We start from the raw sequence: 23,331 nt of genomic DNA, 5'->3' as shown, positions 1-23,331 counted from the left end.
AAGAACCTGCCAGCTCCACAATCGTGGAGGGAGTTTGATATAAGTATTATGGAACAATTCTCTATTACGTTTCATAAATGGAAATGACGGGACTGGTCATCCTAAACTGAAATTAAGCCTCTTCTAGGAGAGGTATTCAAGTATGCCCATCCCATTACGCAAGAAGATATACCAGATGTTTTTCTTATCAGGCAGCTTCTATATCTTCCAGCGTAGAAATGATAACATTGGGAGCCTTTGCTAGCAGCCTTCTTTCCATCTGTTCAATTGCCGGATGGCACTCATAGCAATAGCCGCAGGTCAAACAGACCATGCTTTTTCTTTCGCCACAATACAGGCATTCCTTATAGACCGGCTCAAGTGGATGTAAAAACTCGTGAACTTCTCTTTTTCCCATCCTCATACGTGAGAACTAAATGTATTGCAAGATAATAACTTCAGGTGTGCGGTGCACCGCACTGCGATCTAGTCTTTTGGAGCTTATTGGGTGCTTAGCTAAAATAGACGGCGTTTTACTTCGTCGACGACTGACCGGCTGCAGGCGTAGGCGACGCTGCAAGAATGTCATCTATCCTCAGCAGCATTGCAGCTGCTTCTGTAGCCGATTTTAGTACCTGCTCCTTGACGGCAAGAGGTTCTATCACGTTCTTCTTACGCATGTCCGTGACTTTCATTTCTTTTACGTCAACGCCCATCCAGAGGCTCGTTGCTGATTGTTTCGAACGTATCTGGGTAATCGTATCGATTGTATCCATTCCTGCATTTTCAATTAGCGTAACGGGTATTGACTCGATGGCATCTGCAAATGCAAGAATGGCAAAATGTTCTCTGCCGGAGACTGACGGAGCCCATTCCCTTAATCTTTGAGCCACATAAGCTTCAGGCGAGCCTCCTCCAACCACTATTGCTGGTTTTTGGACAACATCTTTTACCACCATTAATGCATCATGGATTGACCGCTCAGCTTCATCAACAATCCTTTGCGAGCCGCCACGTATCAGTACTGACACTGCCTTGGGATTCCTGCATTTCTCTACAAAGACCCATTTGTCCAGCTCGACCTTCTTTTCCTCAACAAGCTGCGCGTACCCAAGATCGTCTGGCGAGAGATCGTCAATGTTCGTGACTACCCTTGCGCCCGTGGCTTTTGCCAATGCATCAAGGTCAGATTCTTTTACTCTTCTTACAGCGGAAATGTTTGCCTTTGTAAGATAGTGTAGGCCAATGTCGTCTATTCCTTTCTGGCAGAACACTACATTTGCTTTTACTGCAGCAATCTTATCCACCATTGCCTTTATCATCCTAGTCTCTTCCTCTAGAAACATTTTCATCTGCTCGGGCCTGTCGATGCTTATCTTTGCGTCAAACTCTGTTTTTTCAATCTCCAGACCAGAATTCAGAAGCAGGATCCGTGCATTTTCGATCCTTTTTGGCATTTCCGAATGGGTGATTTCCTTGTCCACAATTATGCCTTCAATCAAGCTGGATTCACCCATCGATTCTCCCGCCTTTTTCTGGACTTTCACATTATCCAGATCTGCCACCATGTAATTATCTCCGTTAGCACCATCTGCCTTTTCGGCCACTGTCAAAATAGCTTTGACAGCAAGGTCTGCCAAGACATCACTGTCAACAGAGACAATTTTTGACTCCATGCTTGTCTTTGCTATATCCTTCAGGACAGCATGATCGTTAATGTTCACATCCTCGGCTATCTTGTTCAGAATCTCTATCGACATTCTCATCGCCTTGCGGTAGCCATCAACAATAATTGTAGGGTGTATCCCCTTTTTGATCAGCAGCTCCTCAGCTTTTTCCAGCATTGCCCCGGCAATTATCACAGAGGAAGTGGTCCCGTCGCCGACCTCTTCATCCACAGTTTTTGCTATCTCGACCATGATCTTGGCTGCAGGATGTTGCACATCCATTTCCTTCAAAATCGTAGCGCCATCGTTTGTTATTGTAACATCTCCGAGGGAGTCTACAAGCATCTTGTCCATGCCACGCGGGCCAAGGACAGGCTTTAGGATAGCGGCAACGAGCTTTGCGGCCTCGACATTATTTCTTATTGCATCCCTTCCCTTTGTCTGGGATGTCCCCTCTTTCAATAGCAGTATTGGAATACCTTCTTTAGTGGTTCCTGCAACCGATAGTGTTGACATCAGAGCAATTATCTTGTAACCACTATTTCTGTTGGGAGGATACTCTGCCATGCACTGCAAACAATATTGATATTTATCCTGCTGCTCTAGTAGCGATAGATGAACCCTAGACCGAATAGGAAGAATAGCAACAATCTGCCTGTCGTCTCAGATGGATACACAAAGGTCTTGCCCGTTACAAACCAAAAAATCGTGCTTGAAAGACCTGTGCTGATAGCAGGCTTTCCCGACAGTGGAATGATAGGGTCAGTTACAATTAACCACATCATAGAACAGCTAAAGATGCATCAGATTGGATACATAGAATCCCAACATGTAATGCCGGCTGCAATTTTCATAGGAAAGAGGTTCAGGCATGCGTTCAGGATTTACGCCAATGATTCAGGGACGGTATGCGCACTGATTTGTGAAGTACCGGTGACTGCAAGGGGGACCTATTCCATAATTAACACAATCGTTGACTGGTGCATGAACGCAAAGGTCAGTGAAATAGTAGTGCTTGGCGGCATACTGCCAGCCAATTTCAGCCCCCCGTACCTGCTTGAAAGAAAGGCGATGCTATTGCGAAATGAACTTGCAGAAAAGCCATCTGCCCAAAGCCCCAATCCGGCCGATAGTCTTGGAATGGCAGTTCCGGATGATGCGATTATTGTTGGTCTTTCCGGCTCGCTCTTATCCGTATGCGCCGCACGCGGTCTCGGCTGCACCGCCTTGATGATCCCAACAATGGTAGAATCGCCTGATCCTGAAGGAGCCGCCATCGTGCTAGAAGCGTTGCCCAAGATTCTACCCGGCTTGAAGGTCGATACTTCTTCGCTGAGGCAAAAAGTGGAAATGATAAAGAAACATTTGGAAGAATTTCTGAAAATGCACCGACAACAACTGCAGGACTATGAGCGCTCGGCAAGCCGCGAGGCTGAAAGAATATACAAATAAAAAATGACTTAGAGCGCCGAATCCCCTTCTTCCTTTGTTCCTAGGTCATACGCTTCTTTTACGTCATAGACAAAAATCTTGCCGATAGCAGACGAGCCAGTACCAAGTAACTTTAGCACATCGGCAATGATGGACTTTGCCAAAGCATCAGAGACCACCACCTCTATTTTTGTACGGTAGCCAAACTCTGGCACATACGTCATAACTCCTCTGCCGACCGAAACTGGCTCTTGCTTTGCTCTCCCTCTACCTTTGATGTCGTAAAATGACATGCCGCCTACCCCGTGCTTGTGTAGTATCCTATTGACATCCACCAGGTTCTCGTGCGGAATTATGATATCGAGTTTCTTCATCCGACAGTTCAAACCGTCCTAGTGTAATAAGTAATAGGATTGTTGTGTACTGCACTGCACTCTTTTACAATTTGGCTTCTTTCAATAGTTTCAGAGACTGACCGATGGATCCTTTCACCTCGCCCAGAATCTCCATTACAACCGCTTCGCCGTCGCCTTTCTCCCTTTGTTCAAGCTCGTTGTTATAATATTTCATCCAAGAGTATGTATGCTGGAGGTTTTCAAATAGCTCAAAGGGGAGAACTGTTTGCTTGCCGCCCAAGATGATGGCATCCCACATGTCCGTGAAGAATGGCTTGAAATCCTTGTACTGCACCGAGTCATCTATGAACCGGATTTTTTTCTTGAGGTCGTTGGCAACAAACTCAATAGTCCGTCTGCCATCTTCCTTTTCTTTCAGATGCATTTTTCTCTTTGCAATCCAGTTTTCCACAAATATTGCACTGTAGATTATTGTGCCAAGCATTGCCATTTCTGTAACCAAGACATCCCATTCTATTGGCATTACATCCAAGAATTGGTTTGAATATGTTATATTTTGGTCGAATGCCTTGCAATGCACTGCAATCCTAGATGCTTTATCCTAGTATGCTGCAAAGGCACTCATGGTCAGAGAATCATCCATACAAAAAATATTGGTAGGGGTAGATGGATCGCCGTCATCCGATAAGGCGGTTGAAGATGCTATCAATTTAGCCAAGATGACAAGCGCAGAGCTGGTGTTTGTGCACGTAATAGAGGACATAAAGATGGGTGGCGTAATAGGAGCGCGAGCAAGGTACGGTGATGTCAAGTTGGTGGAAGGGTACAACAGGGCAAGGAAAGAATCGGCTCTGCAGTGGATGAAGCGTTATGAGGAACAAGCAAGTAAGGCGAATCTTGAGGCAAGGAGAGAGATCTTGTACGACACCGGCAAGTCAGTGACTGGAATGATAGTAGAGTATGCAGAGAAAAATGCTGTTGATCTCATAGTTGTAGGAACTAGAGGGCTGTCAAGTTTCAAGCGGCTGCTCCTAGGCAGCGTTGCCAGTGGAGTGTCGAACCATGCACCCTGCCCTGTTCTTGTGGCAAGATGATAGGATGTGGGGAAACACGCTAGCACAGTTACTGCGAACACATGAAATAGACTGCTTAATTTCCTAACCTTATAATTTTGGCCGTACGCCTAGACGGGGTGACTGTTATTATATCGCCTCGCCTGACAGCAACTCCTTTTGAATGCATGGTTGTGCCATATAGGCGTGCATTGGCATCTCGAAGTAGTTTTATCTCGATAATTGACTGACGCGGTACGGTATACCTGACTCGGCTGTTTTGACGAGTTGTTCCATTTCTTTTCCTTACCAAGTACGTCGGTATTATATGGCATATGCCAATCCTGTTATCACCAAAACTCGCAGGACCTATGCTTGCCTGTCGGTATGGCAACAGCCTATTAGGATATGAAAAATACCCTCCGGCTCCAAATGATGTGCTGACGATGACTCCGTTGCCAATCGCATAATCGCCAAAGTGGATGAATTTGCTTCTATCAGAAGGTTTGACCATTGTCGCATATCTGAGGCATCCTGCAAACTTGCCGCGTTCAAGATAAACATCCGTCAACACGTCAACTGAATGCCCATTCAAGCACACAGAAATCATTTTCTTCTCTTCAACTGAGTATCTGCCATCTTCGATATCATGCAAGGCTCTGGCAAGGTCGTCATAGAATATCTCGGCTAGCCTTGCCCTGCTGCCTGCGATACTATTGTCTCGTACTCCAACAAACAACATCGGAATAGAAAGCGTTCTTCCATAGTATCCAAATGTGCCGTCCCCTCCTACAACTATGGCGACATCCGGGTCTTTTCGAGAGCACGATGCGCCTGCAGACTCTATATGCTTTAGTATCTTGTCAACAGGAACTTTGGGGCGTTTTGGATGAACGAATATCCCAAACTTCAATGAAGCCTCTACTTTGTTCCTCTGGATATAGCCTGTAATACAGACAGCGCCAGGCCCGGCCTTCTTGAAGGTGATAGGAACACGGCTAGGTCTGTAATCGTCACTATGCCCAGAAGCTTTTCTCCGTCAACCACTGGCAGTTTGTGTATCTGATTTTTCATCATGATCTGGGCGGCTTCTTCAACGCTTGTCCCGCGGCCTACTTTTATTAGCGGTACAGACGCAATGCCTTCCAGTTTAGAATCTAGCAGCTTTGGCCACTTGCCAGCCCATCTCACGATGTCGCTTTGTGTAACGATGCCAAAGGGTTTGCCATTCTTTGTCACCACGACGCTTCCAACTTGATTTTCAGCCATTAGCGCCGCCGCTTCTCTAGGTGTCTTGGAAACATCTAGGCTAATAACAATGGGCGACATTATTTTTTCAACTTTGGTTATGCTCTGCTCTATCAACACTTCCAGCGCATCTTCCCTTGTCAGGTTATCAATAATTTGCTGGACAGCACTTGCATCCATATCGACCTGTTGTGCTATAGCTTCAACTGAAAGGTCAGAGTAGCGATAAAGGTTGGTGATGGTACTTTTCTTTTTCTCGTCGACCATCAAGCTTCTCAAGTAATGTCTACCTCGGGTTCTAACTCTGAACTACGATGTATTTGAATATCTATAGGTCATAAGGAAGCCTGTTCCACCTGCCACGACACTGGCGACGATCACCAATATTGCTACCGATATTGGCTCTACGAAAGGCGCTAGTATTTCATGCGCTTGTCCTGCGTTAAAGCCCTGCCCTCCTACATTCTCGGGCAACATCGAGGATCCACCAAGATATCCTGCATACATGAGCAATCCCATTGCTGCGGCTGTCCCGACATTCATCAACACAAGATGGGTCCAAGCAAGTGCCTTGGCGCTTCTGCGAATGCGCCTTCCAAGCACGTTTTCAAGGTAATGGTAGAAAAGTGCAGAAACTGCCACTCCCATCACCCCGACGATGATATACATCATGTAGCCAAAAGTAAACCATGTCCCTGCGCCGCCTGCCGCCATGACCCTTGATACTTCAGGCTTTATGAAAGATATTTGACCAAGCACTAGAAATACAGTTAGTCCTGCAACAACAGCGCCCTGCACAACTGCCGCCGCCATGAACCTCTTGGTCCAAGTGCCTTTGGATTGGTAGTTTAACCCTGATCTATTCATATGATTAATGCGTGATTGCATGTTATTATCGACAAAGAGTACAGTGCGTGGCTCTGCAAACATAGTGATTAAGAGTCAAAGGAGACCAATTCCAGCTGATGATGGAAGAACTGGCGAAATCACCCACAGATGGGGTGGAGGAAAATGAAATTGGGGAAACATTCATTGAGTGGTACACCTCTACATTGATCGATTATATCTACAAGATGACCATTGCATCAGTGCTATTTTTCATAACCTATCCTTGGGCTGCATTTTTCTGGCCGCCGTACTATTTCATGGGCAGGCGAAAAGAATGAGCGCAGTAAGTGAAATCGTGTCGCCAAGAAAGATCGTCGCCCTGAGGGTCGACCGTACCCCGTCAGCCTTGGATGCAGCCAAGCTCATGGTAAAGAACAAGGTTGGTTCTGTTGTAGTTGTAGACTTCGAAGAAAAGCCAGTTGGCATAGTTACTGAAAGAGACATTCTCAAGAAGGTTACTGCCTTGAATAAATCTCCAAGAGAGATTGCAGTTCAAGATATCATGTCATTTCCGGTTATTACTATCAAGACATATGATTCTATTGAAACTGCTGCCGCTGTGATGGCAAAGAACAAGATAAAGAGGCTTGTTGTGCTAGAGCAGGACGGCTCTCTGGTAGGCGTGCTATCAATCACAGACATCACAAGAAAACTGGCCAAAATACTTGCAAATGATTACAAACGTTACGGTCATTTCAAAGCCATACTCGACTTTTAGTCGATTAAATTTTGTTGCATAACGAAAGGCTATCGGACTAGGTTCGGCTAAGAATGCTGTTATTCCAACAGTCCTTTGTACAACCTTGCGAGAAGCATGTTTTGAGAAGCGAGCTCAACATGTCCGTTCTCTTTTGCTTCTTTGGCAAACTCTTGATAATACGTGATATTTGCTTTAGTGTTATTCCGCAATGCCTCTTTGATAATTTTTAGAGCTTCATCACCTTTCTCCCGTCCCAGCTGATTTAGCCACTTGTCCAAAATAACAAACGTCTGGGTACAGTAACTGGACACTTGCTCATCATAGTCAATCGTATCAAAGCACCAAACAACAGAAAGAACACCAGCAATTAAGCTAACAGGGTGCAATCTCCTAGAACATATGTGTATCATCTATCGAGCCAGTTAAAACCTAAGAAAAATTAGCCGACTGCCAATAAAAAGGGGGAGACATCAGAAGTGTTTTTCTTCAGGTGCGCCTTTGTGGCAGGTGTAGCATGCCCCGCACCATTCGCACACGCGCGGAGTGGCTGTCCCGCACTTTGTGCAAAAGGTTTCAGGGTTGAACGCCTTTACCTCGTGGTAGTTGTGGGACATCCGCATCCTAGTCATTTACTTTACCTCGACCTTTGTTGCCTCTTCTTTGGATTTGGTAGGATTCTTCTTTGGAAGCTTGACAACGAGTATGCCGTTGTTCATCTTGGCGTCGATCTTTGAAGGCACTATTTCTTCTGGCACAGGTATCTTGCGGTAGAAGGATCTGTGGGACCTTTCGCTGTATACGTAATCTTTTCTCTTTTCCTCCGTCTTTTCTGATTGCTCTGCTGATATCTCTACAGAGTTGCCCGTGGCCTTGACGTTTACCTTGTCCTTCTCGATTCCAGGCACCTCTACCTGCAGCTCGTATCTGTCTCCTCTGTCTGCCATGTCGCATAGTGGCACTCTGGTTTCTCCATCGAACAGCGATGGAAACCTGAACCCGGCATGCCATGGTTTCAAGGCGCTCTCAACTTCCCTTCTAAAATTCTCAAAAATGTCGTCTAGGTATCCTAGTTGCTTATCCTCTCTTTTGGCAATCTTACCTGATTTTGTCATACTGAGAATACCGGTTTATTTCTATTTGAAAAGTAGGTATGCAGTGCAATGCACAATAATCTTGTCCAAAAATGAGAAAGGAAGTTCTCGACATTGGTGTGTCAAAAATAGTGGTGGCGTGTGACGCACCACCCGGTTATTCTACGTGCACTATCCCTTCCATCCACGGATGCACTATGCAATAGTAGTCGTACTCGCCCTCTTCAGCGAATTGGTATTGCCATTCTTGACCCGCAGCGATTATGGAAGAGTCGAAAAGACCTTGCTGCTTGCTAGTCACAGTATGTACGACGCCATCTTCATTTATCCAGTTTATTACAGCTCCTTCCTCAACCGTTATCTCTGCCGGCTCATAGTAGTCTCTTTGGTTCTTATCCCATGCCCCTTTAACGATCTTTACTGTCGTCCCACCATGAGCCGAACTACTGTGCGACTGTGCGGATGCAGAGCCTGACAAGTTGTCGTAATCAATTACTGTCGGTTTTTGAAGTTCTTTCTGCAATTCATATTGCCAATCGATCATTGATACGCTTTCTGACAACTGCTCACCAGAGCCGTCTGACAACACACGCACCGCACCCATGTTGCCGCGCTCTTCCAAAAAGCCGTGGCTATGGAACATGTATGTCCCCGGCGACTTCCAGACAGCTTCTACGATCGCAGCATTTCCCGGACCAATCTCGATAGTCTGGGCATCTATCGGATCATTTGACGGCAATCCAGATGCGTAAACCTTGAACACTGTGCTGTGAAGATGGAATGAATATGGTATTGTCGTGCCGATATTGATGACATAGAGTCTTACAAGCTCGTTCTGCTTTATTTTCAATGCGTTTTCTCCCATATACTGGTCAATGTAGCCATTTACGGGATAGTATTTTGCGACAAAGTTGTCCTGATTATCAGGATCAAACTCGCTCAATACCAGCGCAAACTCTTTTGCAGGCTTCAAAACCTCGGAATCCTTCGGGTCTACGATAATCGAGCCGTACATTCCCATCCGTATGTGAAGCGAGGTTGGATACGCATGACAGTGATACATAAATGCCCCAGCCGGATCGGCAATGAAATTGTATGTATAGTTCTCGGCGGGTATTATCTGTGGAAGTACTCCATCGTTTTTTTCGTCATGATTTCCGTGAAAATGCACCGTGTGAATCAGCGGCGTCTTGTTGATGAAGTGGATTGTAACATTGTCGCCTTCAGTAAACCGTAGCGTGGGGCCCGGCATAGTGCCGTTGAACGTCCATGGCTTTACTACTTCTCCCGGAGCTATTTCTAATTCTGCATCTTCTGCCACCAGCGTGTATTCTCTGTGTACAGGGCTTGCAGCTGCTGACGCACCTACTTTGTCGCCGAAATTCATATTGGAAACCGAAAGCAATGCCCCTGTTACCGCGGAAGCAACTAGTATGCCCCACAAAACAAAAGCGCCTGCTCGTTTCTTTTCAAAATTATCTTTCATCTTGGCTGCAACTTTTCATTGCAGAGAATTAACTGCCGCGTATGCAGTGCATTGCAATACACTCGTGGCTGATAAATAGATGTACCACTGTCATTGCCTTACAGGCACTGAATAACGTGGTCATAAAATACTACAGATGCTTTGCTTGCAACTTGACGTTCAAGATCCTAGCATCGGCAATAGAACACAAGACCGCCACGCTCCATGACGACATCAAAGAGGAGTATTTTCTATCGCGCTTTGAGCCATTTCCTCCAATTCAGCTTAGCAAGCCTGCAGATTCGCTTCCTGAGATATTGCCGTTTGAGGATATCGCAATTGGGGAGCCGGTTGAACCAGTGGAGAAAAGGGAATTCTATGTATGCCTTAGCTGCAGGCTGACTTTTAAAGACCGTAGAGCTGCGGCAGAACATAAGGCAAATTCTGGGCACAAGGTAGTAAGAGAAAACTATCCAATCGGTCCATCTTATCCTGCAAACTTTGAAAAACTGAGCGATGTACGAGGATCAAACATTGACTATGATGCCTTCTTCCAAAGGACAATAGACGACGTGCCAAATGAAAATTAGTTGCTTATCCGTGCATAGTCACCGCAGAGGAAGCCTGCGGTCAAAATTCAACGTAATGCCGCGCTTCTCGTCTTCTTCTATCAAACAAATTTCATCAATATCCATTGGAATCTGCGATACTTCTTCTCCACACACCGGGCATACTTTGATAACACCTCTTGCATTTATGCATGAATAGCACCAGTGGCAATTGTCACATATGCCAAGAGCAAGAGTAGGGAATGTCTCCCCGGTTATGTGAAACTGTCTTGTGCTAATATCTTCGTAGGGAGAGACAAGGTTTTCCGGCGAATCTGAGCTTCTTTGATAGCTTTTCTTCGCACGTACCATGTTCACGTTAGAACGGACAGATAATTAAGCAGCAAGAATGCAGTGCAATGCAATACAACCCTCAAACGTAAATATCATGTATTCCGTGTCAAGGCTATGGCAAAACCAATACTGGTGCCGCATGACGGAACCGAAATGTCAGATAGAGCTCTTGACAAGGCAATAGAATTCGCGAGGGTCTTAAAGTCTGAGATAATAATTGTGCACATCGTTGACAGCAGGTTCGTCCCTCCAAGCGCAACCCTTGGTCTGATAAGCGAAAAGACTACACTTGAAAATGCCAAGACGCAACTTATCAGAATCCTAAAGACAGGGGCAGAGATCATGCTGAAGGACAGGATTCAAAAAGCAAGAGAAGGCGGAGTGAGCGCCAGATTCCTACTTGGTGTAGGGTCGCCTGCTGAAGAAATTGTATCGATAGCAAATGCTGAAAAAGCAGAAATGATAATTATCGGCAGCAGGCAGTTGAAGGCGACAAAAATGATCACCTTGGGTAGCATAGCGAGAAGGGTATCAGAAACGGCCAGCTGTCCTGTCATGATTATCAGATAACAAATCGCATTGTCAAATTGCTGCTCTAAACTAGGCAGGCTTACAACGGGAACCTGATTACTAGCCTCAGAATCTACTCCACCTTTAGCCAACACTTCAAAGCGGATAGCTGCAAATCACCCTTCTTCGTTATAGAATTACAAAAACCTAAAGAAATTCGATGTTCAGTGACTTGATCTTTTTTGCGCCGGCCGTGTCGTTTTCGAATTCAAATGTGAACCGGCCCTTAACCTTGTCTCCTTTTTCAAATGTTATCAGCGCCGTTATCTTGTTGGCATCAGGCTTGCTTGGTTTTTCGATCTTGATCGTGCGCTGCAGGCTGGAGTTGGCCATCATTGCCACCTTGAGGAATGGCTCTATCGAGGACCTGCCTTTCAATCCTTCTGGTATGTTGCTGAACGGCTCATGAATCACAGCATCATAGTCAAAAAGGTCGAGAATACCATTTAGATCCTTGCTATCAATACATTTGAAGTATCGATATACAATTTCCTCGCCTGTAAGTGGCATTCGTTCTTTACTTCTAACCTTCAAAGATATTATTCACTCTTTTGATACTCTATGTACAGGCTCAACATAGATAACTGGTAGGATTGCACTGCAATGCAGTGTTATCTTAGCACGACTTCAGCCACGGTTGTGTTTGGAGTCGTGTTGATGTCAGCCCTGACATTGGCCAGATTCTGGAATATAAGGTTCAGCAGCTCTTTTGTAAATAGAGACCAATTTTCACCAAGCTCATGTTGTATTATAAAGACGTGCTTCCTAGAGCCTTCCAGCTTGTGGTCGGCTTTAATGCCTGAAACCTTCATGTATTCTTCAAGCACTGCCAGCACCACCCACAGGTTGTACTGCCTCTTCATGAAGAGCACCGAGTCCTTCATCAAGCCAAACGCAATCTGTGCAGCCTGTTTTATGATTTCGTCCCTGTAGCGGTCGACATCCTTGATCCCGCTGCTCTTTGCCACGGAAATGGCCTTGTCTATTAGGCTGGACAGGATTACTTTTGGGACTGGCATCATGCCAATCTTGTTTTCAAATCTTTCCCATTCTGAATACCTCTTTAGGATCTGGTTGACAAGCACATTGAGAGAAATCTCTCTGTTGTCCGCTTCTGCTTGGAGCTCATCAATTACCGAGGAATCTAGTCTGAATGTAACGCTACGAGTCTTCTTTGATTGGGGCACGTTCTCAGATATGCTGGGATCGTCTGGCATTTGGCGCTCTTTATACTCAATATTGCATTATTATAAAACGTTTTGTGATCGTCTGCGGGTAACTACTGTTAGTTGATACGCTTCACCACTGGCGCAGGTCCCCTTCTAGAAGACCACTTCCAAGATGCAGCCTATCGATGTGCTTTGACAGGTCCTGCTTGTTCTCAAACCTTGATCCGCAGTAGGGGCATGCAACCTTGCTTATCGTAGCGGGCAATTCCACATCTATCAACTCTATGCTCTTTTCGCGTGAATCTCCTACGACCGACTTGAGAGTCAGCATTCCTACAACCTTGCCTTCCTTTGTTACAGGCATCCTTCTAATACCGTTCTTTCTCATTAGCACGATTGCATCCTTGACAGTTGCAGATTCGTCAACGACTATCAGGGGAGAGCTCATTACATCTTTAAGAACCGTCTTGAATGGGCTTCTATGCTCTGCCACCAGCCGGTAAAGGATGTCTCTTTCTGTGATTATTCCGATTGGCTCCATGGCCGCTTTCCTGCTCACAAGGACGCTTGATACACCCTTTTGCCGCATGGCCCTTGCAGCATCGGCAACATAGGCAGATTCGTCCATCACTAAAATGTCCCTTTCTGCAATATCGCCAGCTTTTTTGTCAGCGTATTCCTGATACATAGGTCGACTTTGGCGACCCGGCGATATATTGTGGATGTTTGCAGTGCAATGCACAACATTCCTAGACGTAAAATACCATGAAGCCGAACAATCCAGCATGAGCATAGAATCGATAACCGTTTCCAGCGTCATGGTCAGGGACGTAAAGACGGCCAAGGAAAGCCAGACCGTCAAGGCGGTTGCCAAGATCATGGCTGACAACAACATTGGAAGCGTAGTTATTGTAAAAAATGCTGATCCAAACAGGCCAGTGGGCATAATAACAGAGAGGGACATTGTCCGCATAGCAGGGGCCGAAAAGGCATTGATGCTTCAGATGTCTGCGCGCGATATAATGAGCAAGCCTGTTATCACCATAGACGCAATGGGTTCAATCAGGGATGCACTTCAGACTATGGAACTGAACAACATCCGCAGGCTTCCGGTGATCGACAAAGAGAAAAAGATAGTTGGGATAGTCACTGACAAGGACATATTCAGGGCGCTTATGAGAAGCCAGTCGCTTGTAGCGAGCTTTTGCGAAAGCCTCTTGGTAGAATACAGGCCAGTCTACGAGAGGCTTGGCGAATTCATGCTTGGGGAAGTGCCATTTCCAGGAGGCAGCCCCAAATGAAATTTTTTAACAACATTACAATCCTATGTGGATGCGGCATCGGACTTATTTTGGAAGTAAGGGCAGCGTAAAGAAGCAAGGTAGTTCACTGCCCTGCACTGCATTCCTATATTTCATAATAGTGATAAGGAGAGTTACTTTGTGTTGAAAGTCGGAGAGCAGAAAGAGCCGGGCCTGAAGCGGAACATCAACCTCTTTCAGGCAGTGATGTACGGCGTAGGGCTGATACTTGGTGCTGGCATTTACGTCCTGATAGGAGATGTGGCAGGGATTGCCGGCAACGCGATGTGGATATCTTTTGTGATCGCCGCTGTCATTGCCACCTTTACTGGGCTCAGCTATGCTGAGCTATCCTCCATGTTCCCAAAGAGCGCGGCAGAATACGTCTTTGCCAAGAACGCCTTCAAAAACAACTTGGTGGCGTTCATCACCGGGTGGCTGATAACCTTTGTAGCAGTGGCGTCTGCTGCCGCAGTAGCCATCGGCTTTTCCGGATACCTGGCAAGCTTTCTCCCTCAGTTTGATCCGGTGCTTTCTGCTGTCGCGCTGTTAGCGGCACTGTCGGCCATCAACTTCATAGGCATCAGGGAATCGGTGTGGATGAACACCACGTTTACGCTCATAGAACTGGCAGGTCTTGCAATAGTTGTTCTGGCGGCGGTGCTGCTGGGCTCGTTTGCAGGGGTTGACTATTACGAGCTGCCGCCAGCAGCTTCGACGCTTTCGCTGTCCGTAGGTGCTATAATAGGCGCTGCCGGACTCGTATTCTTTGCATATTATGGATTTGAAAATCTTGCCAACATTTCTGAAGAAACTAAAAATGCGCCAAGGACAATCCCAAAGGCTCTCATCATTTCAATTGCCGTCACAACAGGAGTTTACATTCTGATTGCCGTGTCTGCTATAGCGCTGGTAGGATGGGAAGCGCTATCCTCTACAGGAGCGCCGCTTGCGCTGGCGGCAGAGAAAGCCTTTGGAAGACCGGGCGTGACTGTTCTTTCTGCAATAGCGCTGTTTGCCACGTCCAATACAGTCCTGATGATGCTGATCGCCGGGTCTAGGATAATGTATGGGATGTCAAGAGAGCGCGCCCTGCCTGCTGTGCTGGGTAGGGTCCACCCTGCGACAAAGACACCGTGGATTGCAGTCGTTTTGATGATGCTGCTCACCTCGGCCATGGTTGTCTTTTCCCGGGGGAGCATTTCTGCAGTGGCCAACATTGCAGTATTTGCGATATTCATGGTATATGCGCTTGTCAATCTGGCGCTGATCTGGCTCAGGCACAAGCAACCAGAGCTTGAAAGGCCGTTTAGGTCCCCAGTAAGAATTGGCTGGTTCCCGGTGCTGGCAGGGCTTGGATTCATAACGTCGCTGGCTATGCTGTCGCAGTTTGACAGCGGAACGATGATTGCTGGGGCCGCTACCGTAGCAATCGGGTTGGCAAGCTATGCAGCAATAGAGAGGTACAGGAGCAAACGGTACTCATGAGATGGTCCCTCGGAGACTTTGTCTATGGCGCAACCGATGGCGCAGTTACCACCTTTGCGGTGGTTGCAGGAGTCATCGGCGCGTCACTGTCGCCTTCAATAGTGCTCATACTTGGGTTTGCAAACCTACTTGCAGACGGGTTTTCAATGGCTGTCGGCAATTACTTGGCGACAAAAGCCCAGCGCGAATACATTGAAAAGGCAAGGAAAAGAGAAGAATGGGAAATTGACAACCTTGTGGAGCAGGAGAAGCAAGAGATCCGGGACATTTACGCAAAGAAGGGGTTCAAAGACGAGCTGCTAAACGAGGTGGTAAGGGTCATCATATCATGTCGGAAAGTCTGGATAGACACTATGATGAGGGAAGAGCTTGGCCTTATCGAGGACAGCAAGCGGCCCCGTGACGCTGCGGTCACAACATTTGCGGCATTCAACGCGGTAGGCTTGATCCCGCTGCTTCCATTCGTGGTGATGTTTGTTGTTGGCTCCTCTGCATCGCCCAATGATGCTTTCATCTATTCTGTAATATTCACTGCAGCTGCATTCTTTCTAGTAGGGGGCGTAAAGGGAAGAATCGTGCAAAAGCCTTTGCTCAGGTCAGGGCTTAGCACACTCTTAGTTGGAGGGATTGCTGCTGCCGTCGCATACGTCGTGGGTTATCTCCTCAATCTGGTTGTATAAAAAAGAGGGCTAGGTCAGGCCCGTCCTTTCCTTTTCTGTCAAGCGCTTTCGTTTCCTTTCATAGAGTACCATTAGCGCTGAAAGTCCAATGAATGTACTTTGCAGTATTTCTATCGCAATGTCAGTTGTCACTGGTGGAATGGCAATTCCGGTTACAGGGTTTGGAAACAGCGTCATAAGGAAGAACCCTATCAGCGCTCCATTCCATGCGATGCCTGCGATGTACCACTTTGTGCCCAGTTGTTTGATTGTAGGAATGATCCAAGCTATTTGTGGAATGCCAAATGCAATGAAAATGCCAGCTGCAAATATGCTTGTAGGCATTACTTCAAAAGCAATTTCTAGATGCAATATCCCTGCTGCCGCTATTATTCCTGCGGATAAAGCGGCCAATACAAATCCTATTCTCTTGTAGTTTTTCATTCTCGCTCAATGATTATGAGGGTATTGAATAATTAACGTGCATGTATGCAGTGCATTGCAGTATAATCCTGCATCTTTATCTAGAGTCACGGCGAGCTTTATCCTATGTTCAAAAGGATACTTGTTCCATACGACGGTTCTGAACCGGCTGGCCGTGCGCTTGATCAAGCAGTAAACATTGCAAAAGCACATGGAATAATAAAGCCGGAAGTGATATTGTTGCATGTAATTGCAGAATTTCCTAACTATCATTTTATTGATCGGCCTGCCCGGTCTATCAAGACAGGCGAGAAGATAATGCTTTCACAATATCTCAAAGAGGTTTATGAGTTGATGGAAAAGAACGCTGTTGACGCGCTGGCTAAGAAAAAGGACGAAGTCAAGAAGTTTAGCGATTTTGAAATAACTACCAAGATCCTAGCAGGCCACGTATCAGATATGATTATAGAATTTGCCAAAAAAGAAAAGGTTGACCTGATAGTGATAGGAAATGTCGGCCGGTCGGGGATATCCAAGATAAGAACGCTGGGCAGCGTTTCAAGAAGCGTCAGTGAAAGAGCACCATGCCCGGTAATGATCGTTCACTGACTGCAGGATACTGCTGAAAAATCAAAAAGATAAGGCTGTTGAAAACAGTTCAGAAAACAAAAGATAAGGAGATGAGCCTCTAATGTGCATGTGGGGGCGGCGCGCTTCCTTTCGCTAATGCCTCATTGAATGTTCCTGCAGCCTTTTCATGGAATTCTAGGTTTGACTGGTCAACCTTGATTGCTTGGGTAGGACACACCGACACACAAGCCATGCACCAGATGCAATCGTGCTCCCTTATTGGGTCTGACTTGTCAGTGTAGTCTTTGCGGCCATCCCTAGAGTGGTCTTCACCAGTGCCTGCGCTCGTTGCATTCTGCATTTCTATTCCCGGCACATCCTGCTCGCTTCTGTACCATTGATAGACTTGAACAGGACATGCTTCTATGCAAGCTCCATCGGCGATGCAAGAATCCCAATCAAGAGCGACCATCGTACCGTGCACTCCAAGTGGTACAAGCTGCTCACCTCTTGCTTCGTAGGCTTTCTTGACTTCCTCGTTTTCCGCAGCTTCAGCATACCTTCCCGGTCCCCATACGAAATGAAAATGCTCGCCGTCAGAATGCTGGTGTTTTCCAATCACTTGATGGTTCTTTGGAAAATCTGCGTCAATTGGCATGGTGGTTTAAAGAACACATTGCGTATAGAGCTTGTTCACATTCGATTACAACAATTATCAATGCTTTTATCTGATGATACTCATTAGTCGATTGTCACAGTAAATCCACTGCCGGAGGAATGAAGTGTCTGTTTGAGCCATAAAATCAACTTTGATGAGCCAATACCTGATCTGGTAGAAAGGCTGAAAAAAGAACACCGCCAATTTGAATTGAAGTTAGCCGAATTAGAAACTATCGCCACCGTTAACAATCAATCCATGGGGATACTGGAGGAACTAAGTGAACCTATTTTACGTCATGCGGTAGAGGAAGAAGCAATAATAATGCGCGTCATCATGCACAAAGCAAGGGAGCAAGCGGAAGAATCTATCAAGATCGCACAAGAACACAACTGGATTATGGAGTTCTTCAAACACAAACTCCCTCAAATGACAACAACTATGCCACAACAGCAAGCAAAACAGGAGCTGACGCAATTTATCCAGAATCTGAGGACTCATTTCTCAGAGGAAGAAGAAATAATGTTTCCTCTTGCTATAAAGGCAAGTTCTCTGCAGCGACAATAAGCCTTGTCCCGGTAGCTGAACATTAAGTTACGTCCTTGTATAGATCTTAAATAGTAATTCGAGATATTGCTATGTGAGGCTTCCATCATGGTGATTGAAACGCGAAGAATCTACAGCATGAAGAAGCATGCCACTGTCGGAAGTTTCAATATATTTGTAGACAGGCTTTGGGCTAGGGGCATGAAAAAGGAAGAAGCAGACATAGACTTGTGGTTAAGGGACATAGCTCCGAGCGATGAGCTCAGAAAGTGGTTTGGGCATGACCCCCGCAAGTGGAATGAATTCAAGGAGCGGTATTTCAAAGAGCTAGACGGCAAGAAAGAATTGGTTGAGCCAATTCTGCAAAAGTTCATTCTGACACTTCGGTATTACTGCTTTATGGTGCCAAGGATGAGAAATTCAACAATGCAGTGGCACTCAAGGAATATCTGCTTGAAAAGCTGGCGAAATAAGGTACTTTCAAATCTCCATCTGGTGGATAGTCATAGGAGAACTTGATCCTACGCTAAATTGACAATACATATGCAGAGAATTAGAATTGCAATTATCGTTCTAATTTCTTCATCTGTAAGTTCAATTTGGCGAGAAATACTATGTTCAAGCTTTTCACGTTGCCATGATGTGAGTGCGTTGCACGACAGTGTATTCGTGGTACATATCTACTACAAGTGCAGAGTTACAATGTGAGTGACTCGACAATACCACTTGACCATGATGCCTTATCTGGATTGCTGAGCGATCCGGTAATGATTAGAGTTGTCACTGTGGTGAACTTGGCAAGCCTGTCGATCCTTGAGCTACTAGAATATGGCTTTACGCGGAAAGATGTCAACAGGGCGATGGCCAAAGGAGTCATCGAGTTTGATAAGCCGGCCACGCTATCTGCACCAGAGACCATGAGTAAGAGCGGTGTTGTTCAACACGTTCTTGAAACCGGGGATTACTACTTTGGAGTTCTAAGCAGTAAGGTGAAATTGACCAAGCTTGGACTTTACATGCTGGAAATCATTGAAGCAGATACGCAATCTGCCATAGCAGAAGGCAGTCTAGATGAACCAGAACAAGAGGCGAGAAGCCAATTCAGCAAGCTGGTTTCTCATCGGTAGCTTATTAAATTATGAATGCAGTGCAGTGCACAACATTCCACCAGCATATGTCATTTGATGTTAAACATAACGATGAAATGTCACAGAAAAATAGTGGAGCAACAGTTGCAGATTACATGACCACCAAGATGATCACAATGGGATGGAAGGACAGCGTATTTGATGCTGCAAAAAGAATGATGGAGCGCAACATAAGCTCGATAGCGATAACTGATGACAAAGACAGGATTATTGGGATACTGACAGAGCGCGATGTTGTAAAGATCGTTGCAAACAGTGTGCCTCCAAGTGGCATCACCGCCGGCTCATTGATGTCATACCAAGTAGTGTCTATAGAGAAAGGTTCGTCTGTCGAAGATGCCGCGCGGGTAATGGGACAGAAAAAACTAAGGCATCTCTTGGTCGAGGATGCGAACAATCAAGATATTATGGGCATCATTACAGTTACTGACTTGGCAAGGTATCTCAAGAGAAATCTGGCCGACGAGGATCTTGCAGCGTCAGAAGTCTGGGAGCTTTTTTTCTAGGGTTATGATGCGGCGAACAAAAAGCATGTGACTTCATCTTGAGAGAAGCCATTTTGCCACTTCGGGCCAGAGCTTTCTGTGCGCGTTGCTGCTAATACATAACGCAACGTGGCCGCCAGGGTTATTCAGAACTGATTTGTCTTGGCTTGAGATATAGTCATTTATAGCGGCAGAGGATGCAGGAGAAACGAGGTCATCCTTTTCTGCAATTATAGATAGTACCGGCACGGATATTTTTTTGAGATTAACTTTTTGCTTTTTGCCATCTTTGGCAATCTCCATGCCGCCTGATACCAGCAGGTTATTCTTGTAACAATCGTTGATGATTTGCCGGTGTAGGACACCAGGTATCGGAGGAGTGTCGTACAGCCACCTTTCGACATCTATGAAGGTGTCGACAAATTCGCTGTCATAGGTTTTCTGGAAGAGTTTTAAGTATTTGTCAAAGCCATATCTAGGCGGGTTACGCATCAGAAAACCTAGATCAAGTGCCTGACCGTCCATGTGACCAAATTCATCCATCATAGCATCAACATCAATCACCTTTGACCATCTTGCAAGTATAGTGTCGTCCTTGCTGAAATCTATCGGAACTGCCATGAGGACCAGGTTCCTGACCTCTTCTGGATTCAGGGCAGCATGGATAAGTGCAAATATTCCACCCCAGCAATACCCAAGAATTGATATCTTGTTTTCTTTGGTTTGATCCTTTACCACTATAACAGCATCATTCACGTATCCAAGGTAGTCTTCTAGCGACAGGTGGTTATCATTCCAGTCGGGGTAGCCCCAATCAAGCAGGTAGATGTCGAGGCCATCAGATGTCAAAAGGTCTCTAACTACACTTCGCCTAGGATTCAGGTCCAGTATATGAAAGGTGTTGATTGGAGCATAAATTATTAGAAGTGGTTGTTTTTTCGCAGTTGGTGCTTCTTGTCCAAATGCGCGATAGTGGAGCAATCTCGCCTTTCCTTTTCTGTATACCACATCATATGGTGCCAGATGGGATTCTTTTGGAATGAGCGAGAAAACTAAGTGGCTTCTCACGTACCAATCAAACAGACGGTCAAGATAGTCGACAGGATAACCAGCTTTTCTGAAAATTGAACGCTGCTCCAGCAGCAATCGCGTGTATCTTGAGAGTAGGCTTGTAAAATGTTCAGATTTCAATTCTGCCTCTAGTTCTTCGTCTACATTCTTTAGCCACTTGTTGTATATTGATTCTACCGTATTGTAAGAAATTGTTCCTTTACCTCCGCCTCCCATCGCAGCTTCAATTACACCTTTTCTTTCTTCTGTAACCGCTTTTTGAAACGCTCGCAAATAGACTGAATTGTATATATTCGACAGTTTGAGGCCGTACAGGCAAGCGTCAAGAAATGTTGATGTTAGTTGGTTCATGTCCATCCTATCTCTAATTCCTCGGCTTTATCGATTCTCTATCACAAATAAACCTTCAAGACTCATATGCCCTGTAAATCGGAGAATGCTATTTGTGCTATAGGAATTCAAAGCAATGCACTGCAAACGCGCAATGTAAATATCTCCATCCCAACAACTCTGCTCATGAACGTAGTCTATCCGCAATCAGATATAGTGATAGCAAAGACCTGTGGTTGCAGCAGCGGCAAGCAAAGAGTTACCTATGCGTTTTCTGCAGACTTTCACAGCCTATGCATGGACAAGAAGGATTTGCTGTCCGCAGAGATCGCAGCATGCGAAAAGCTCTCAAAATATGCTACAGCCGAATCTGAAAGTGAAGTAATTGCAAAAGAAATAGCAGAATTAAAGATGGCACTTGACCTCATGACATAACAAGAGGTCGCGAAGAAAGGGTCTCACGGCTAGGTTCTATTCAAAGACCGCCAGCTGACCACTTTCGGATGATGAAATGTGCAGATATAATCAATCAACTTCAACAAGTTTTCTAACTGTGCTTCGGTGCGGGAATTGATGATATTCTTCTAGGTGCGGAACAGTCGGCAGACATCATTTTGGCTCATAGTCTTTAGCCAATCTATATGTGCTTTGTTGCTTATCCTGCTGCCATCTACCATAGTCTTTTTAGCATTAGACAATCCGTTGCCTGCAACAATTTCCTCTCTTATTACCGAGGAACGATCTGGAGACAGCTCCGCGACTATCCCAAAAAAGTGCTTTCGGTTGTCATAGATGTTAACAAGGTCGTAGTTTGTTAGTATGTGATTATTGTTACTGTCTGTATTGCTGGCTATTTCTTTATAGATTAACCTTGACTTTGAAGGCATTTCTGACCTTTCTAATTCTCTCAATAGAGGCTCGTTTTTCTTCCAAAATGGCGAAATGTCGATGCTGGCTATTTGTTCTGACGAAATGCCAGATGACGGAGACATTCAATTGTCTTGTAGAATTAATTTGATTTAAGTGGTGTGAAGGAGGATTCTATTTCCATAGCATGAATGCACTGCAATGCACAAAATTCCAAGTCCTTATCACACTGTTTCGCAGTCGTACCTCGTGGTAATCGTGATAGGAAACGCAACAAATATTGACGCAGCGCTACTGAAGCGGCTGTCAAGAATGTATGAAGCTGGGATTTCAATAAAGGATATCTCTGATCAGTTGAGAATGGATCAGATGACAGTGAAAAAGCTCCTCAAGCTGCTAGGCTATGCAGCTTCTGATTAGGAGGGAACTGATATGCAGCTTGCAGAAACAGAGCGGCCGATATTTGACATAGTTCCTCACATCTTCAAACGGCCACTTCTCTCAGCCAGCCCGTCAGATCCGCTACTGCAAGTTGCCACATTCTTGGCTATAGGTCCCCAGATCTATGTTGATGGAGTAGTGGTTCTTGATAACCACAAGGTTGTAGGAGCAATAGGGGGCAGGCACATCATCGAACACATCTTGTACCACCCAAAGGGTTGGCTGCAGGGAACAGCATCGATGGTGATGAGCCGATTTGAACACGCGGTGCAGGTCGACTACCCTCTAAGTGTCGCGCTAGATATTTTTAGCAAGACCGGATTTGCATTTGTACCCATAACAGTCAAGCAAAGTGTTGTTACTTCTCTGTCTATACGTGATGTATTAAGAGTCGCAATGGCTTCAAAGCTAGATACACCAATCGATCGATTGTCATCCCCATTAGTCGCAGTAAAGAGTAACACAAGTATAGGAGACGCTTTAGAAATAATGTTAGAGCAAGGAATTCGAAACTTGATCGTTAAAGACAATAACTCCAATACAGGAGTCCTAAATGATCGCAAGATGCTCGAATATCTCCTGAGCTATGGGGGCAGAGAGACTGTCTTGTCGCGAGGCTTGGACGGGCTTTTCGAGACTCAAGTCAACATCCTTGATCTGGCTGCAGCTAAATCTGTTAATCGAGATACGCCCGCAGGTTTGGCGGCTGAACTCTTGCTCGATCTCAACGCCCCTTGCCTGCTACTAGATAATGGCTCGATTGTAACCCCTTGGGATGTTGTGATGAAAGGTCTCAGAAAATCAAAATCATAAGCTCATGCGTGTG

At 45.6% G+C, this 23,331-nt stretch carries 35 protein-coding genes and 1 pseudogene; 17 read left to right on the top strand and 19 right to left on the bottom strand.

What is annotated here, in order from left to right; translation table 11 throughout:
* Positions 1 to 187: 187 nt before the first annotated feature.
* Positions 188 to 403, bottom strand: a complete 216-nt coding sequence (locus tag NGAR_RS09675; RefSeq protein WP_015019528.1) for a hypothetical protein — start codon at positions 401 to 403, stop codon at positions 188 to 190.
* A 109-nt stretch (positions 404 to 512) separates the two neighbouring features.
* Positions 513 to 2,162, bottom strand: a complete 1,650-nt coding sequence (gene thsB / locus NGAR_RS09670) for a thermosome subunit beta (RefSeq protein ID WP_148681808.1) — start codon at positions 2,160 to 2,162, stop codon at positions 513 to 515.
* Between the two features lie 99 nt (positions 2,163 to 2,261).
* On the opposite strand from thsB, the gene NGAR_RS09665 reads away from it, so the two are divergent.
* On the top strand, positions 2,262 to 3,098 hold the full coding sequence (locus NGAR_RS09665) for a proteasome assembly chaperone family protein (RefSeq protein ID WP_015019526.1): 837 nt from the start codon (positions 2,262 to 2,264) through the stop codon (positions 3,096 to 3,098).
* 8 nt (positions 3,099 to 3,106) lie between these two features.
* Here the strand turns inward: NGAR_RS09665 and NGAR_RS09660 are convergent, their stop codons facing one another.
* Positions 3,107 to 3,451 carry a P-II family nitrogen regulator gene (locus NGAR_RS09660; protein ID WP_015019525.1) on the bottom strand — a complete coding sequence of 115 codons (345 nt, stop codon included), beginning with the start codon at positions 3,449 to 3,451 and terminating at the stop codon, positions 3,107 to 3,109.
* Between the two features lie 64 nt (positions 3,452 to 3,515).
* Positions 3,516 to 3,956: a hypothetical protein gene (locus tag NGAR_RS09655; RefSeq protein WP_148681268.1), complete on the bottom strand. Its 441-nt coding sequence runs from the start codon at positions 3,954 to 3,956 to the stop codon at positions 3,516 to 3,518.
* Positions 3,957 to 4,056: 100 nt separating this feature from the next.
* Here NGAR_RS09655 and NGAR_RS09650 point away from each other — a divergent pair, with 100 nt between their 5' ends.
* Positions 4,057 to 4,527, top strand: a complete 471-nt coding sequence (locus NGAR_RS09650; protein WP_015019523.1) for a universal stress protein — start codon at positions 4,057 to 4,059, stop codon at positions 4,525 to 4,527.
* Positions 4,528 to 4,582: 55 nt separating this feature from the next.
* Here the strand turns inward: NGAR_RS09650 and NGAR_RS09645 are convergent, their stop codons facing one another.
* Genes NGAR_RS09645 through NGAR_RS09635 form a run of 3 tightly spaced genes read right to left on the bottom strand, consistent with a single transcriptional unit; the run spans position 4,583 to position 6,600 of the window.
* Positions 4,583 to 5,398 carry an NAD(+)/NADH kinase gene (locus NGAR_RS09645; RefSeq protein ID WP_015019522.1) on the bottom strand — a complete coding sequence of 272 codons (816 nt, stop codon included), beginning with the start codon at positions 5,396 to 5,398 and terminating at the stop codon, positions 4,583 to 4,585.
* A gap of 8 nt (positions 5,399 to 5,406) precedes the next feature.
* Positions 5,407 to 6,000, bottom strand: a complete 594-nt coding sequence (locus tag NGAR_RS09640; RefSeq protein WP_015019521.1) for a CBS domain-containing protein — start codon at positions 5,998 to 6,000, stop codon at positions 5,407 to 5,409.
* 42 nt (positions 6,001 to 6,042) lie between these two features.
* Positions 6,043 to 6,600 carry a hypothetical protein gene (locus NGAR_RS09635; protein ID WP_148681266.1) on the bottom strand — a complete coding sequence of 186 codons (558 nt, stop codon included), beginning with the start codon at positions 6,598 to 6,600 and terminating at the stop codon, positions 6,043 to 6,045.
* Positions 6,601 to 6,698: 98 nt separating this feature from the next.
* On the opposite strand from NGAR_RS09635, the gene NGAR_RS09630 reads away from it, so the two are divergent.
* Both NGAR_RS09630 and NGAR_RS09625 read left to right on the top strand, forming a co-directional pair.
* Positions 6,699 to 6,899, top strand: a complete 201-nt coding sequence (locus NGAR_RS09630) for a hypothetical protein (protein WP_015019519.1) — start codon at positions 6,699 to 6,701, stop codon at positions 6,897 to 6,899.
* A complete protein-coding gene (locus NGAR_RS09625) occupies positions 6,896 to 7,339 on the top strand; it encodes a CBS domain-containing protein (protein ID WP_015019518.1) in 444 nt (147 codons plus the stop codon). Before NGAR_RS09630 ends, NGAR_RS09625 begins: the two co-directional genes overlap by 4 nt.
* 59 nt (positions 7,340 to 7,398) lie before the next feature.
* Here the strand turns inward: NGAR_RS09625 and NGAR_RS09620 are convergent, their stop codons facing one another.
* The 4 genes from NGAR_RS09620 to NGAR_RS09610 form a co-directional block, all read right to left on the bottom strand.
* A complete protein-coding gene (locus NGAR_RS09620; RefSeq protein WP_015019517.1) occupies positions 7,399 to 7,707 on the bottom strand; it encodes a hypothetical protein in 309 nt (102 codons plus the stop codon).
* Between the two features lie 84 nt (positions 7,708 to 7,791).
* Positions 7,792 to 7,950 carry a hypothetical protein gene (locus tag NGAR_RS17535; RefSeq protein ID WP_015019516.1) on the bottom strand — a complete coding sequence of 53 codons (159 nt, stop codon included), beginning with the start codon at positions 7,948 to 7,950 and terminating at the stop codon, positions 7,792 to 7,794.
* Positions 7,951 to 8,433: an Hsp20/alpha crystallin family protein gene (locus NGAR_RS09615; protein ID WP_015019515.1), complete on the bottom strand. Its 483-nt coding sequence runs from the start codon at positions 8,431 to 8,433 to the stop codon at positions 7,951 to 7,953.
* A 136-nt stretch (positions 8,434 to 8,569) separates the two neighbouring features.
* Positions 8,570 to 9,898 carry a multicopper oxidase domain-containing protein gene (locus tag NGAR_RS09610; protein WP_148681265.1) on the bottom strand — a complete coding sequence of 443 codons (1,329 nt, stop codon included), beginning with the start codon at positions 9,896 to 9,898 and terminating at the stop codon, positions 8,570 to 8,572.
* Between the two features lie 152 nt (positions 9,899 to 10,050).
* Here NGAR_RS09610 and NGAR_RS09605 point away from each other — a divergent pair, with 152 nt between their 5' ends.
* Complete coding sequence (locus NGAR_RS09605; protein ID WP_148681264.1) at positions 10,051 to 10,467, top strand: hypothetical protein; 417 nt, start codon at positions 10,051 to 10,053, stop codon at positions 10,465 to 10,467.
* Positions 10,468 to 10,485: 18 nt separating this feature from the next.
* Here NGAR_RS09605 and NGAR_RS18435 read toward each other — a convergent pair whose 3' ends face one another.
* Positions 10,486 to 10,797: a hypothetical protein gene (locus tag NGAR_RS18435; protein WP_148681263.1), complete on the bottom strand. Its 312-nt coding sequence runs from the start codon at positions 10,795 to 10,797 to the stop codon at positions 10,486 to 10,488.
* Between the two features lie 96 nt (positions 10,798 to 10,893).
* Between NGAR_RS18435 and NGAR_RS09595 the strand changes: the two genes are divergently transcribed.
* Positions 10,894 to 11,349, top strand: coding sequence for a universal stress protein (locus NGAR_RS09595; RefSeq protein ID WP_015019511.1), 456 nt, complete (start codon positions 10,894 to 10,896; stop codon positions 11,347 to 11,349).
* A gap of 147 nt (positions 11,350 to 11,496) precedes the next feature.
* Here the strand turns inward: NGAR_RS09595 and NGAR_RS09590 are convergent, their stop codons facing one another.
* The 3 genes from NGAR_RS09590 to NGAR_RS09580 all read right to left on the bottom strand — a co-directional run bounded on the left by NGAR_RS09590 (position 11,497) and on the right by NGAR_RS09580 (position 13,206).
* Entirely contained in the window at positions 11,497 to 11,859 is a 363-nt protein-coding gene (locus NGAR_RS09590; protein ID WP_015019510.1) for a nuclear transport factor 2 family protein, read from the bottom strand.
* A gap of 101 nt (positions 11,860 to 11,960) precedes the next feature.
* Positions 11,961 to 12,566: a hypothetical protein gene (locus NGAR_RS09585; RefSeq protein WP_015019509.1), complete on the bottom strand. Its 606-nt coding sequence runs from the start codon at positions 12,564 to 12,566 to the stop codon at positions 11,961 to 11,963.
* A gap of 82 nt (positions 12,567 to 12,648) precedes the next feature.
* The gene (locus tag NGAR_RS09580; protein WP_187147450.1) at positions 12,649 to 13,206 is read right to left on the bottom strand and encodes a CBS domain-containing protein; all 558 of its coding nucleotides are present in this window, start codon (positions 13,204 to 13,206) and stop codon (positions 12,649 to 12,651) included.
* A gap of 97 nt (positions 13,207 to 13,303) precedes the next feature.
* Between NGAR_RS09580 and NGAR_RS09575 the strand changes: the two genes are divergently transcribed.
* The 3 genes from NGAR_RS09575 to NGAR_RS09565 all read left to right on the top strand — a co-directional run bounded on the left by NGAR_RS09575 (position 13,304) and on the right by NGAR_RS09565 (position 15,987).
* Positions 13,304 to 13,819, top strand: coding sequence for a CBS domain-containing protein (locus NGAR_RS09575; protein WP_187147449.1), 516 nt, complete (start codon positions 13,304 to 13,306; stop codon positions 13,817 to 13,819).
* 141 nt (positions 13,820 to 13,960) lie between these two features.
* Positions 13,961 to 15,307, top strand: coding sequence for an APC family permease (locus NGAR_RS09570; RefSeq protein ID WP_148681260.1), 1,347 nt, complete (start codon positions 13,961 to 13,963; stop codon positions 15,305 to 15,307).
* Positions 15,304 to 15,987, top strand: a complete 684-nt coding sequence (locus NGAR_RS09565; protein WP_015019505.1) for a VIT1/CCC1 transporter family protein — start codon at positions 15,304 to 15,306, stop codon at positions 15,985 to 15,987. Before NGAR_RS09570 ends, NGAR_RS09565 begins: the two co-directional genes overlap by 4 nt.
* A 9-nt stretch (positions 15,988 to 15,996) precedes the next feature.
* On the opposite strand, the gene NGAR_RS09560 is transcribed toward NGAR_RS09565, so the two are convergent.
* Positions 15,997 to 16,410 carry a hypothetical protein gene (locus NGAR_RS09560; protein WP_015019504.1) on the bottom strand — a complete coding sequence of 138 codons (414 nt, stop codon included), beginning with the start codon at positions 16,408 to 16,410 and terminating at the stop codon, positions 15,997 to 15,999.
* A gap of 105 nt (positions 16,411 to 16,515) precedes the next feature.
* Here NGAR_RS09560 and NGAR_RS09555 point away from each other — a divergent pair, with 105 nt between their 5' ends.
* Positions 16,516 to 16,998 (top strand): universal stress protein, encoded by a 483-nt coding sequence (locus NGAR_RS09555; RefSeq protein WP_015019503.1) that lies wholly within the window; start codon positions 16,516 to 16,518, stop codon positions 16,996 to 16,998.
* A gap of 79 nt (positions 16,999 to 17,077) precedes the next feature.
* Here NGAR_RS09555 and NGAR_RS19085 read toward each other — a convergent pair whose 3' ends face one another.
* On the bottom strand, positions 17,078 to 17,617 hold the full coding sequence (locus tag NGAR_RS19085) for a 4Fe-4S dicluster domain-containing protein (RefSeq protein WP_015019502.1): 540 nt from the start codon (positions 17,615 to 17,617) through the stop codon (positions 17,078 to 17,080).
* A 132-nt stretch (positions 17,618 to 17,749) separates the two neighbouring features.
* Here NGAR_RS19085 and NGAR_RS09545 point away from each other — a divergent pair, with 132 nt between their 5' ends.
* The 4 genes and pseudogenes from NGAR_RS09545 (at position 17,750) to NGAR_RS09530 (ending at position 19,817) form a co-directional block, all read left to right on the top strand.
* A complete protein-coding gene (locus NGAR_RS09545; RefSeq protein WP_015019501.1) occupies positions 17,750 to 18,184 on the top strand; it encodes a hemerythrin domain-containing protein in 435 nt (144 codons plus the stop codon).
* Positions 18,185 to 18,301: 117 nt separating this feature from the next.
* A pseudogene (locus NGAR_RS09540) lies at positions 18,302 to 18,636 on the top strand (DUF488 domain-containing protein).
* A gap of 231 nt (positions 18,637 to 18,867) precedes the next feature.
* Entirely contained in the window at positions 18,868 to 19,290 is a 423-nt protein-coding gene (locus NGAR_RS09535) for a hypothetical protein (RefSeq protein ID WP_015019499.1), read from the top strand.
* 47 nt (positions 19,291 to 19,337) lie between these two features.
* Positions 19,338 to 19,817, top strand: coding sequence for a CBS domain-containing protein (locus tag NGAR_RS09530; protein WP_015019498.1), 480 nt, complete (start codon positions 19,338 to 19,340; stop codon positions 19,815 to 19,817).
* Between the two features lie 33 nt (positions 19,818 to 19,850).
* On the opposite strand, the gene NGAR_RS09525 is transcribed toward NGAR_RS09530, so the two are convergent.
* The gene (locus NGAR_RS09525) at positions 19,851 to 21,083 is read right to left on the bottom strand and encodes an alpha/beta fold hydrolase (RefSeq protein WP_228369142.1); all 1,233 of its coding nucleotides are present in this window, start codon (positions 21,081 to 21,083) and stop codon (positions 19,851 to 19,853) included.
* Positions 21,084 to 21,383: 300 nt separating this feature from the next.
* On the opposite strand from NGAR_RS09525, the gene NGAR_RS09520 reads away from it, so the two are divergent.
* A complete protein-coding gene (locus NGAR_RS09520; protein WP_015019496.1) occupies positions 21,384 to 21,632 on the top strand; it encodes a hypothetical protein in 249 nt (82 codons plus the stop codon).
* Positions 21,633 to 21,781: 149 nt separating this feature from the next.
* Here NGAR_RS09520 and NGAR_RS09515 read toward each other — a convergent pair whose 3' ends face one another.
* Positions 21,782 to 22,189, bottom strand: coding sequence for a hypothetical protein (locus NGAR_RS09515; RefSeq protein ID WP_015019495.1), 408 nt, complete (start codon positions 22,187 to 22,189; stop codon positions 21,782 to 21,784).
* 76 nt (positions 22,190 to 22,265) lie between these two features.
* Between NGAR_RS09515 and NGAR_RS09510 the strand changes: the two genes are divergently transcribed.
* Positions 22,266 to 22,484, top strand: a complete 219-nt coding sequence (locus NGAR_RS09510; RefSeq protein WP_015019494.1) for a hypothetical protein — start codon at positions 22,266 to 22,268, stop codon at positions 22,482 to 22,484.
* A gap of 12 nt (positions 22,485 to 22,496) precedes the next feature.
* Positions 22,497 to 23,318 carry a CBS domain-containing protein gene (locus NGAR_RS09505; protein ID WP_015019493.1) on the top strand — a complete coding sequence of 274 codons (822 nt, stop codon included), beginning with the start codon at positions 22,497 to 22,499 and terminating at the stop codon, positions 23,316 to 23,318.
* Positions 23,319 to 23,331 lie beyond the last annotated feature (13 nt).

The sequence above is a fragment of the Candidatus Nitrososphaera gargensis Ga9.2 genome, from assembly GCF_000303155.1.
Taxonomy (GTDB): domain Archaea; phylum Thermoproteota; class Nitrososphaeria; order Nitrososphaerales; family Nitrososphaeraceae; genus Nitrososphaera; species Nitrososphaera gargensis.
This window is presented reverse-complemented; position numbering and strand designations above follow the sequence as displayed.